This window comes from uncultured Polaribacter sp. (assembly GCF_947503875.1).
In the GTDB taxonomy this organism is placed as follows: domain Bacteria; phylum Bacteroidota; class Bacteroidia; order Flavobacteriales; family Flavobacteriaceae; genus Polaribacter.
On the sequence record NZ_CANNFH010000002.1, the window covers coordinates 127,721 to 140,527 of the forward strand.

Here is a 12,807-nt window from a genome sequence, read left to right on the forward strand (position 1 = left end):
TTTATATTATTTTGATCTAAAGGCTTTAATTTTTTCTTGTAAATCTTTTACAATTTCTGGGTTTTGATCTGCAATATTATTCTTTTCTAAAGGATCTTTATCAATATTAAACAATTGCACTACTTCATTTTTCTTTCTTACAGCATCTGGTACAATAATTTTATATGGAGGAAAAATTGCCATATTGTAAAACATACTGTTTTCTATCGTATCAAAATCATGTGCGTACACTTCTCCAAAAATTCCTTTTCGTTCGCTTAATGCATTTTCATCTAAAACATTAATTCCAGGCAGGTTTTTAGGTTTCTCAATATCTAATAAATCTAACACTGTAGGCACCATATCTATACTACTTGTTATGGTAGTTTTGTTCATTTCTGGTTTTATTTTGCCAGCCCATTTGTACATAATTGGTGTACGAATTCCCATGTCGTAAGGTGCACGTTTAGAGTTTTTTAAATAACCGCTTTTTTCTGGGTTTTGAGCCCAACCATTATCACAAACATACACAAAAAGCGTGTTTTCAGTCAATCCTTTATCTTCAAATAGATCGAATAATTGCCCACAAGTTTCATCAAACCATTCGCACATTGCCCAATATTTTGCTAAATGCTCTGAATCTGTCTTTTTTAAATATTTATTTAACAAACGTTGTGGAGGTGTGTGTGGTCTGTGAGGCAAGTAAGGTGCATACCATAAAAAGAACGGTTTCTTTTCCTTTAAAGCCAAGTCTACATAACTATTAATGGTGTCTAATCCTTTTCTTGCTATTTCTAAACCAAAATCGCCATGTCTTCCTCCTCTTTTTGGGTTACCATGCGTCATACCATAATCAAAACCACCAACTTTATGGTTTCCATGCCACCATTTACCTGTTTGAAACGACAAATAGCCTTTCTCTTTTAGCATATCTGGCAATGTAGTTTGCTTTTCAAATGCTGAAATAATTGGTTTGTAGGCTTCAGATCTGTTTGCTCTGCTTGCTTTAAAATTTCCTTTTACTTTTTTATAAACCTTATCGTTTCCTAAAATTCCGTGATCTTTTGGATACAAACCTGTAATTATTGTTGCTAAAGATGGCGAACATAAAGGTGTTGGCACATAACTTCTTGTAAAAGTTAAACTTTCTTTTGCAAATTGATCTAGCCTTGGGGTTTCAATATTTTCGTCACCCATAAAACTGTAGTCTGTCCATGATTGATCATCAGAAAGAATAAATACAATATTTGGTTGATTTTGCCCTTTTTTAGTCGCATTTGCTGTTTCTTTTTTAGTTTCTTTTCCGCAGGAAATGAACATGCTTACTACAAATAATGCTAAAGTTAGTTTTTTTATAATTTTCATTTTGTTATAATAATTGGTTGGTTATTTTATAAGTAATTTTTCTATGAATTGCTCTCCCTGCTCGTCTTGAATAACAACAAAGTACATTCCACTTGACATTTTATACTCTTTAGTATTTATATTTAAACTATTTTGAACTGTATTGTTTGAATATACTTTTACGCCCAGCGTATTGTAAATACTTAAATTTTTCCAATGGGTATAATTTGATTTAATTGTAAAAGAATTAGAAGCTGGATTTGGATATACTTGAACCTCAGACAGAAAATCTACTTTTGATAATATAGAACCTTGACATGCTGCATCCGTTTTTACTTCAATTTTATCTCCTTGAACTGCATCTATAACAAAATGAGTTGCTTCAGTCTCTAAAATCATTTTTCCATTTTTTATAACTTTATATGGAGCTTTCCCGTTTTCTATTGCTATAGCTACTTTCCCTTTTGTTGGAGTAATTTTAGCTGAAATAGAAGCAGCTTCCTGAATAGTTACTTGATAACATTGTTCAAAATCGCTATCTTTTATTCCTATACAAAAGTCATAAATTCCTGGACTCAAATCTTCGGTTGTCATTTTGTTTGTAAAATTGTAATCGATACCATTTATTGTAACCTTATAATTAAACTTTTCTAAAGCATTAATTACAATTTTACCATTATTCTTTCCAAGGCATGTTTCACTAATAGTCTGTATGGTAAAGTTTTCTGGAGAAATTTCAGAAAAATATTCATAGTTTAATGTATACTCTTTATAAGCCTTTTCTTCTCCACCACCAGTGATAGTTTCATCAAGAAATTGCAAGGAACTTCCTTTCCCTATATACAATGAAACATTGGTTTTACCATCTTTTAATGCTGTACGAACAATCCCGAATTCCCCAGTAAAATTAATATCAAAGTATTGAACATTGGTACTACTTTTATTAGAAAATATATAATCTGTAATTTTCACGCCATTCACTTCAGAAATAACTTTAGCACCTGCAATGGTACTTCCATCATAAATATGCTCTACAGACTTTACACTAGTATTGGTAGATTTAGAAGGCTCAAAAATATGTACATATGGTTTTTCCCAAGCTTCCCCTTGTTGTCTTATTGCTAGAATCTGTGTTTTCTTATTAATATAGCTCCCTTTTGCTTCTCGAGTTGAAGGTCCAAGTGCTTTGGTATATTCTCTAGCTACTCCAGATGGAGCAAACATATTCATATATGTATTTGTTTCATTCAAATCAAAACGCACATAAACAGCTGCATTTGTAGGTTCTGTTACATTCGTATTCTCAAAAAATCGCCAACCTGGAGATTTATTTAAATCTCCTATATCGTCTTGATATCTGTTAGTTGGAGAAACTGCCAATGCTGTTCCATCCATTGTCATGATATTTGTGGCATCCCCAATATTATGGTAGATATAGTCATGAAAATTATTTTCGCCTAAAGATTTAGAACGAAACATATCAAAATAATATCCTGTAGTTTCACTGGTTCTAATGGTACTAAGTGTTCTTCGCTGTTGGTCATCATTAACGGTATCATCCAAAAACTGCGTAGCAAAACTAAATTTTGGACTTATGGGGTCTTCCAAATGTTTGGGTTCTGAAGCTACGTTTACTGTTGTATCCATCCACAATTCTGCATTCGAATTCCAAGAACCAGGTTGAATACCATGGGTTGTTCCATTTACAATCATCGTATTATTACCCGCATGTCTCCAAAAATACCCTCTATGTTCTGGCTTTTTTCTATCTGCAACTGTAGGAGGCAAACCTGCCCCTGGCGCCATAATGTAATTTGCTCCATACAATTCCATGGTTATACCAGTAACATGAGAATGCACATAATGTGCGCCACCAATAATTCCGCAAAGCCCATAATCTTCATTATTGTTTTCTACATAATTACGTTGCAAAGCTACACCAGCATGTTTAATAATAACCGTTGGTTTTTCAAAATCTATTTCTCCCTGAATATTACTAGGTATGTCTGCTCCCCAAAATAACTGTTCAAAAGCAGCAAAATTCTCATAAGTACTAATTTTTATATCTGGATTATAACCTCCAACAGCATTATAGCCCTGTCTTAAAGCTACCTCAGCTCGCTGAACATAATCTGTAAGTCCTTTTCTAGAGGCGATGTTATGCGTATATCTATAGATTGTTGCGGTTTGATCACTTTTTCTTTTAGAGTCTCCAAAACGAACAAAGGTTCTGTTAGGATGTCTTAGGTTATCAAATAAAAAGTTTCCGTCTAATATCCTTTTATATTCGTCAAGTACACTCAATTCTGGTTTAAGTTGTTCTACGATATTAAGTACCATAGTAACATTTGGCATAAAACTATAGCTTACTGGTTCTGGCCAGATACCTTGGTCTCCAAAAAGTGGTAAAACTGTTTTAGTAAATGAATTTTGACGTTTTGTACCTGTTTCCCAAAAGATTTTAAATAGCCTTTCTCTTTCTGCATCATCTTCTATACAAAGTATGGTAAATAGAGAGCCGGGAGCAGTTAAAATAGGATGATTACTTACTATTCTGCCATATCTATTGTCTCTTCCCGTAAATTCTCCTAGTGCGTTCTTTGCTATGTTTAGTACCGCTTTTTGTGCCTTAACATTATCGAAAGATATTTTTGTCCCCGAACTTTTTTGATACACTCTAGTTTCTGATTTTTTTAAATAATTTACCATAAAATCATAAGCCATCGCAAAATGTAGATATCCTGTTCTAGGATCTGCAAAATAATTACCACTCATAGCAGTTGTCTCTGGTGTTCTCGGTTCGAGTTCTTCTATATAATGCCATAAAACGTCAGAAGCAAATTGAGCATATTTCTCCTCTCCTGTAACGTAATAAACTAAAGCTGCATACGATGCATAATTTAAGGTGTTTGAATGTCCTTTAATAGCAGATCCAGCGTCAGCTTCAGATACATTATCGTCTGCGGCCAATGCAGGGATGCTATTTATAAAAGTAGCTGGATTTGAAACATGCGCATTTACTCTAGAATCTACATGCCCTTTTACTTGAGACAGGATACTTTTTGCCCAGTTATATTTGTCAATTTTTTCTAAAATTGTAGATTTTTCTGCGGCTGTAGTCCAAATGATTGGGTGCTCTAAAGACTGGGCTGAAAAGCACAAAACTTTGAACAAAACTATTACTATAATTATTTTTTTCATTTTAGTTAAATTTCTTAATTCTTTGTATTGGTCCACTATCGCCTAACAGATACATTTTTCTAAAATCTGAGCCTTTTTCTTTTTCTCCTACAATAATTCTAGCATCTGGATGTGGATTATCAATTAAGGCAGAAATTACAAAACCTGAGTTTTTTCGTTCTAAAAAAACCTTTTCTTTTTTGAAAGAATCTCCTCCATCAGCACTATCCCATCTGCTAATCTGCCCAACATCATTAGCTGTTTCACTTTCTAGATAAATACTAACTTCTGTTGCAGATTTTACTTCTAAATCTCCATTTCCTCTAGGTAAGTTCACATTCTTACTTTCTAGCCAAGTATTTCCATCCCATCTAAAATGTTGTAAACGTTTTGGTCCACTTCTTTTTGCGCCTACATCTGGCCCAACTAGCATAATAACATGTGGATTTCCTTTTGAATCTACATCTGTAACTCCTTGAAACGTCCAATCACTAGGTATTTTTTTTACCAAGGTCTTTTCATCTGCCATTTCTTTGGTTAAAGGCATTGCTAAAGATTCGTTTTTAACATTTTTCCATTCACCATTTTTAGTGTCAAAAACCATATAATACACATTATGTCTTTCTGGTATATGTCCTCTTTTATCTTGAGCATTTTTATTATCTCTACAAATATGATAATCAAAAGCAACAATAATATCATCTCCATTTCCTTTACTCACCCAAGGATACCAAGAATCTTCAGCTTCTATATCTGTTCTTCTTTTGTGTTTTAAAAACGAAACAGGTGCATTAAAAGTAACACCATTGTCTGTAGATTTTTGATACACCCAATTGCTTCTATGTGCTCCATGTCTATAAAATAAATAGATATCTCCATTGTCCATTTTTACAAACTGACTGTAGGTTCCAAATAAGGAAATATTATCCAATGTTTCCCAAGCAGAAATATCTAAAGGTTTTTTAGAAACTGCATGTAAATTTTTTCCATAATGATGATTTCCTAGTGGATTCTCACCATCAGAACGTGTTCCTCCATGACCACCAAAAGCAATATGAATAAATCCTGCATCATCAATAAGCAAAGCAGGTTTACCATGATTGTCTATTTTTTTCTTTCGATTTGGGTCTTTTCCCATTTCACTAATACCAGCTTTAAAAGGGCCTTTCCATTCTTTGGTTTTATGATTATAGGAAGCTACATAAGGATCTTCTAAAGCACCTTGATACGCCACATAAGTAATGCCTTTATGATAAACACCAGATGGATGTTGCACAATAGCAACTGCATTACCAAAACCATTATCAGCAAAATAGTCTACTTTTTTTTCTGTATTTTCAATTTTTGAAGCATCCTTTTTTGTGGCATTGCAACCGTATAATAAAAAGCATACACTTATTTTGAGTAAATTTTGTTTTGTAATCATTATTTGATTTTTTGCACTTTATTGATATTGATTTTAACGGGTCCTAGTAAACCAGACGTAAGTAAGGCATCGTTTTTACTCCAATGTTTCCAAGAAGAAAAAGTTGTGCGTTTAGACGGACGTTCAGTTTTGTTCAACATCCAATCTGGTAACTTTTTTATTTTATTTCCTTTACGTTCATAATCTAAAGGTAACTTCTCATCACCAATTAATCTGTTTGGCCACAAGTTCGTAATTTTTATACTGATTGTATTTTTTCCTTTTTTTACAAAGTCGCTAATATTTGTTCTAAAGGGAGCTCTCCATAAAGTTACAACATTTTTGTTGTTGACAATTACTTCTGCAATTACTGCAACACTTCCTAAATCGAGTTCCAAACTATTTTCTGCTTGCAATACATTATCAGATAAATTGAACTCTTTGGTATAGGTTGCTGTTCCAGAAAAATGCTGAATTGCCTCATTTTTATGATCTGACCAAGAGGTTAAATCAGTAAAAGTTTCTGTAAAGCTTCCTCTTGATTTTAGCGGAAATTCAACTTTCCAATTGTTTGATAAATCAATTGGTTTAGGGATCGATTTTACTTCAGTAGTTTTTGTTTCTCCTGAAATAGTAGTGTAAGTTAGTTTTCCTGCATAAGGTGTTATCCATTTGATTTCGTCATTTTCGTAAAATAATTTTGGTTTCGTTTTATCTTTTGATAATTTCAAAACCTGACCTTTAGGAACGTAAATTGTGCGTTCTTCACCATCTGTAACAATCGTAATTTTTAAAGTAATTTTATTACCTTCTGGTATTTTATTACCAATTAATTTATTGGTAACAGGAATATTATAATTCCCAGAAGCAACTTGTTTTTGTATCTCCTGCGTGATGTCATACGTTTTGTAATTCTCAGGAATTCCCTTAGTTTCTCCTTTAAATTTCCCAAAAACGGCTTTCAATACTTTTAACTTTTTATTGCCAGCATCTATTTTAATATGTTCTCTTTCTTCTGCATATAATTGTTTTATGGAATTACCAATTTGGTATTCCATTCTGAACTCTTTTTTATACCCCATTGCAGGATCACAATCACAAAAAGCACGAGACATTTTAAAGTCTAATATTCCGTTTTTGATTGTATTATTTACTTTGTCTGTAATATCAATCAATCCTTCTTGTAAAAATGTACCATATGCTGCTTTTACAATTTTTAAATCGGAAAGTGGTTTTAGCTTTGGTTTTTCTAATTCCATTTTGGTAGTTACCAAATGGTTTTTATTTGAAGGTTTTTTAAAGATGACAAATATAGATTCTTCACTATCTAATTGTAATGGTAAACTTGTAGTACCATCTTCATTTTCACTAAAAACCACAGCATCTTCAATAGTTCCCTTCTCTGAATTCCATAATTCAGGTTGTTTTTCTGAAACTCTAAATTGTACTTTAATATCTCTAGCTTCTTTTCTGGTGTTGGCAATAAAGTAAATATCAGCTTTTGCTGTTTTTCTATGGATGAAACTCAGGTCTGTTGCATCTGCACTTTTAACTTTTAAATCGGGTATTTTATCGCTTAAAACAGTTTCAATTGAAACATCTTTTACCAAACCAGAATCCCATAATTCTTCAACTTGATTTTTAACAACAACATCATTATTTGGGTAATTGCTTAAACTTGGCGATTGCATTGGTTTTTTTCCAATTACTGTTGCTCCATCAGCTGTCAATTCTTTTACTTTTTGTAAAGTTTCGGATTTTATAAAATCAGAATTTGGTAATACTAAAATGTTGTAAGTGTTTCCAACGGAAGAATAAATAACACCATCTTTAACAGTTAAATCTTTCAGTTTATTTGCGCCAATTAAATCGTAATCGAATCCTAATTTTTTAATTTGTGGCATTAAAAAAGCCGTATTTGGCGATGATTCTCCTGTAAATACCAAAACATCTGCTGCATTTTTTCCTTGTTGTAACAAGAATTGAGAGCGTGCAATATAATCCAAAAACGATTTTCCTTGATTCCACCAAGTGTTATTTCTGTTAAAATCATAACCGTGATAACTTAAAGCCATACCAGGAGCAACATCCCAAGGTTGATGCACATAAGAATGAAAAATAAAGCGGGTAATTCCTTGCGCCCAAGCTTGATCTCCAATAGATTTTATAGTTGCTGGGTGTTTGTCCCAACCACCAATTCCTGTGAATGCTTCTGCACCAACAATACTACTACCATTTAAATGCGCAATAGAAGACACAAATTTTGCAGAATCGAAAAACGGATAACCACCACTCCAAAACTCGCACATTACAATATCTCCTGTGGCACCAACTTGCATATTATCAAAAGGTCCCCAATAAGGTTCTACAGAGAATTTCATTCCGTTTTCATGACACAAATCTCTAAAATGTGAATAATAATTTTCGGCAATTAAATCGCCAATAGTTCTTCTAAAATCCCACAAAAAACGTTCAGATATTTCACCACTTTCCACATAATAACCTGCTAAAGTTGGTAAAAACGATGTCAAATCATATCCTCTTAAACTTTCAAATTGTGTTTCAAAACCTGTTGTCCAATTGGTGGTTTCTACTTCATAACTATCAATTAAACAATTATTTACAGTTGTTCCTATTAAATTACCAAGTTTATCAATAATAGGTTGTACACCACCTTTCCAATAGGCATCTACTGCAGTTTTACTCATTTTATCTACTTCTAATCCTCTAGCTTCAGATGGTGCAGGACGATTTTGAGTACCAATTGGTGTGTGGCCAAATCTTAAAATAACAAATTCTCCAGCTGGAGCATTCCATTCTAAAACACCATCAACAGAAACTTTAGAAGTTAAATCGATAACGGTTTCTTTAGAAATAATTGATTCTTGAGAAATTGCTTTTGTATCTGGTAATAAATGATTTCGAACACGTTCTGATAATATTTTATAATCTAATCCTGCTATTTTTTGAGTCGCTTTTGGTTTTGGAAAAGCTAAAATTGCAATATCTTTATAATACTTGTATTTTGTTTTTGGTTTTGGTAATTGCGTTTTAATTTGCTTTCCGCCTTCAATATTTAATTCGCTAAAAACCACGGTTTGCATCGCATTTTCTTCGGTAACCCAAGGACCGCCAGAAGACGACCATCCTGGGCTATTGTGAAACGCCAATTCTAAATCCAAACGTTTGGCTTCTTCTGCAGAAAACTTGAATAAGTCTAGCCATTCTTCACTTAAATATTTTACAGGTCCTTTTGGAAACCCTAGATGCACATTAAACAATTGGGCTTCTTGAACGCCAACGGCTTTCATTGCTTCCAAATCTTTTGTAATTTCAGATTTGGAAACGTTTCCACTTATCCAATGCCACCAAGTTCTGGCTTTGGCTTGGTTTGGTGGATTTTTAAAACCTTCTTCTAAGGTTACAGTTTGCGTCTCTTTTTCTGAAGAGGAATTGCATCCTAAAAATAGAAATAGTAGAATTAAAACAGCTATATTTTTCATTGTGTGGTTATTGTTTTTTTATAATTTTTGATGTTGAAATTGTTACAGGACCTAACAATCCAGATGGTAATAATGCATCTGTTGGTTTTTGAAAAGAATACGCACTAAATGTTTTGCGTGGTCCTTCAGGAAGTGGGGCATTATTTCTAAACCACTCTGGCATTTTTTTGTATTTGCCTCTATAATCTTCAGAGCCAAAACCTTTTTTACTTCTTCTTACATCATACTCCGTTTGGTTGGGTAATTTTTCATCGCCAATTAAACGGTTTGTCCATTGGTTGGTAACTTGAATTTCTAAAGAATTTTTACCTTCTTTTAAAGCATCTGTAACATTTAAATTATGAGGGGCTATCCAACTTACACCAACTTCTTTTCCGTTTACCAATACTTTAGCAATGACATTTACTTTCCCTAAATTGATTTGAAATTGTCTGTCATCTTGTAACATTCCTTTTTCAATATTAAATGTTGTTGTATAAATAGCGGTACCTGAATAATGTTTAATTTCATCTACTTTGCTTGTTGTCCAATCAAATAATTTATCGGTTTTTAAGGTCGCTTCATAAAAATCTTCTGCTCTAAAATCGATTTGCCAATTGCCTCTAATTTCAAAAGGATTAGGAATATCCTTTACATTTATATTCCAATTTTCAGAATCGTTTACAAGTGCTGTATAGTTTCCGTTTTTATAAATTTTAGCTTGTAAATTATTATTTTCATCTAAACTAAATATTGGTGTAACTCCATTATTAGTTGGTGTAAAAGCAACTTTAGGCTGTGGTTTATTAGCATCTTTAAAAACTACAAAAACCGATTGCTGAGGTTTCATTTCTATTGCAATATCAGTTCTACCGTTTTTAGTAGTGTACTCCACTAATTTGGTAATCTCTCCAGTTTCAGCATTCCATAATTGGGGTACTTTGCCTTCAACTAAAAAGCTACATTTTAACGTTTCTGATTCTGTTAGGTTGTGATTGTATACAAAATAAATATCTTCATTTTCAGTACGTCTGTGGTAGAAATTAAAATCGGGTTGTCCTTCAACAATTAAATCTTTCTCGATGTTATTCGCTTTCAAAATTTCTTCCCACTTGCCTGTGCTGTATGTTTTTTTACTCGACCAAATAGCATCAGCCAAAGTTTTAAATTCAGTTTGCATCGCTTCATTTACAACATAGCCACCCAGTTTTTTTGGTTTTTTACCCACAATTAATGCACCTTGTTGCGATAATTTATGAATTCCTCTTAAAGTTTCTAAATTGATAATGTCATGTCTTTGCAAAGACAAGGCATTATAAGTAACGCCATTGAGTAATTTTAATTTTCCGTTTTCTACCGTTAAACGGTTGATAATGACATCAGCATTTACACAATCGTATTTGTAAGCAGCTGGAAGTTTTGGACGCATTTGGTTGGCGTGAATTACGTGACTTGGTGCTCTATCGCCCACAAAAACTAATACATCTAAAACAGGATTTCCTTGACGTAGCATATACGAACCTCTTGCCAAATAGTTGAACCATTCTGGTCCTGCATTGTTCCACCAAGTTTGTGTACGGTCTATATGAGATCCTACAAAACTCATACTCATTCCAGGTTTTACGTGCGTATTCGATTGATGCGCAAAACGATGAAACATATATTCGTTAATTCCGTTTGTCCATTCGTAATCGCCTTTTTGTTTGGCTAAAGCCGGATGAAAACTCCAATTCAATTTAGTACTTGTAAAGGCTTCCGCAGAAATTACATTTTTACCATAAATATGTCCAGCAGAAACAGCAGCACGTTTGTGTTTGTTGGGTTTTCCCAACCAAAATTCACCCATAGGAATATCTGCACTTCTACCTGCATCTAAACTATTAAAAGGCCCTACAAATCCGTAAGGTTCTATGTAAGATATTAAGCCATCTTGGTGACATAATTCTGTAAAATAATCAAAATAATTGGTAACCATTAAATCGCTTACCAATTGTTTCATATCCCAAAAAACAGCTTCAATAGTTTCGTTATTTTCTATGTATTTACCTGCATACGTTAATAAAAATGGAGTAAAATCGTACCCAAATCTTTTTTGGAAAATTTGCTCCATATCATCAGTCCAGTTTTGTGGTCCAACTTCATAACTATCAATTTCTACATATTGTAATGCATTTGGAGCATCAATTTTTGCTTGTTTTATCAATTTACCAACAAAGGCATCATAATGAACTTTCAATGCTTTTTTACTGAATTTATCTACTTCAAGCCCAGTTCCTTCATCTGATGCAGGTTCGTTTGTTGCGCCAGAAGCTGTAAAGCCAAAACGCATAATCGTCCAATTTCCTTCTGGTAATGTTGTTTTTAAAACACCATCAGCATCCATTTTATCGGTTAAAATAATAATGTCTTCTTTTTTGATGTATGTATTTTCATCAGCATTCCCAATAGATCTTCTACGTTTTCTATAGGATGTAAACTCTAGTTTATTGCCTAAACTATGATTTGCAGAAAGTTGCATTTCGTAGATTCCAGTATCTAATTCGGTTACTATTCTAAAATAACGCGCTGTAATCGGTTTAAAATGTTCTTCAAAATAACATTCGTCTTTTCCAATACGTTCTTCATTGGGTTTGTGAGCCAAAGTAAAGTTTATACCATCATCTGATTTCAACAATTTTAAGCGTCCTTTACGTTTATTGATAAACACAGACATTGAACGAATTATGTGTGGTTTTCCATAATCGTACTGCACCCAAGCTTTTGCTTTTAAATTTGCGTGTGTATTAGTTTGTTTATCGGTTGCTAAAGCCACCTTAAAATTTTTGTCTGATGATGTAATTACAGGCTTTACACTGTCATCAATTAACTCGGTTGCTAAAGTTGGATACGCCACCACAGCAATATCTTTATAATAATTATGTCTTGCTGGTGGTTGTGGTAGTTTCATATTTACTTCTTTTCCACCTTCTGAAATTACTTGGCTATTCACAACAACTTTCATTGCATTTTCTGGAGTTACCCAAGGTCCTCCACTAGACGTCCATCCATCACAATTATGAACACCAAAACTTAAACCTAGTTTTTCACATTCTTTGGCTGCGTGTGCTAAAATATCTCGATGTTCTTGCGAGTTGTATTTTACATCGCCTTCTGGCAAACCCATTGATACATTAAAAACCAAAACACCACCAATTCCAGCTTCTTTTATGGCTTTTAAATCTTTGGTAAACCCTTCTTTTGAAGCGTTTCCACTATTAATATGATACCAAGTTCTTGGTTTCGTTTCTTGAGGTGGATTTTGAAATCCTGTTTCTAAACTGATTTCTTTTTCTGAATTGGTGTTTGAGTTTTTACTTTTACACGACACTAAAATCGATACAAAACAGATGAAATATATAAGTGCTTTTTTCATTTTTT

General features: G+C 33.2%; 5 protein-coding genes. All 5 read right to left on the reverse strand.

The genetic code is table 11. The annotated features are described in order from the left end of the window. Nucleotides 1–6: 6 nt before the first annotated feature. From Q0684_RS02920 to Q0684_RS02940, 5 genes are read right to left on the reverse strand one after another with little or no spacing between them, the layout of a single operon-like run. Nucleotides 7–1,344: a sulfatase-like hydrolase/transferase gene (locus Q0684_RS02920; RefSeq protein ID WP_299012543.1), complete on the reverse strand. Its 1,338-nt coding sequence runs from the start codon at nt 1,342–1,344 to the stop codon at nt 7–9. A 21-nt stretch (nt 1,345–1,365) separates the two neighbouring features. Then, nucleotides 1,366–4,524, reverse strand: coding sequence for a T9SS type A sorting domain-containing protein (locus Q0684_RS02925; protein ID WP_299012544.1), 3,159 nt, complete (start codon nt 4,522–4,524; stop codon nt 1,366–1,368). 1 nt (nt 4,525) lies between these two features. After that, complete coding sequence (locus Q0684_RS02930; RefSeq protein WP_299012545.1) at nt 4,526–5,929, reverse strand: BNR-4 repeat-containing protein; 1,404 nt, start codon at nt 5,927–5,929, stop codon at nt 4,526–4,528. Further along, entirely contained in the window at nt 5,929–9,411 is a 3,483-nt protein-coding gene (locus Q0684_RS02935; RefSeq protein ID WP_299012546.1) for a glycosyl hydrolase, read from the reverse strand. Before Q0684_RS02935 ends, Q0684_RS02930 begins: the two co-directional genes overlap by 1 nt. A gap of 7 nt (nt 9,412–9,418) precedes the next feature. After that, complete coding sequence (locus tag Q0684_RS02940; RefSeq protein ID WP_299012547.1) at nt 9,419–12,802, reverse strand: glycosyl hydrolase; 3,384 nt, start codon at nt 12,800–12,802, stop codon at nt 9,419–9,421. Nucleotides 12,803–12,807 lie beyond the last annotated feature (5 nt).

Bases quoted from the DNA above. Each gene is read 5' to 3' on its own strand.
- Q0684_RS02920 (WP_299012543.1), bottom strand. From the start codon at position 1,344: ATGAAAATTATAAAAAAACTAACTTTAGCATTATTTGTAGTAAGCATG.
- Q0684_RS02925 (WP_299012544.1), bottom strand. From the start codon at position 4,524: ATGAAAAAAATAATTATAGTAATAGTTTTGTTCAAAGTTTTGTGCTTT.
- Q0684_RS02930 (WP_299012545.1), bottom strand. From the start codon at position 5,929: ATGATTACAAAACAAAATTTACTCAAAATAAGTGTATGCTTTTTATTA.
- Q0684_RS02935 (WP_299012546.1), bottom strand. From the start codon at position 9,411: ATGAAAAATATAGCTGTTTTAATTCTACTATTTCTATTTTTAGGATGC.
- Q0684_RS02940 (WP_299012547.1), bottom strand. From the start codon at position 12,802: ATGAAAAAAGCACTTATATATTTCATCTGTTTTGTATCGATTTTAGTG.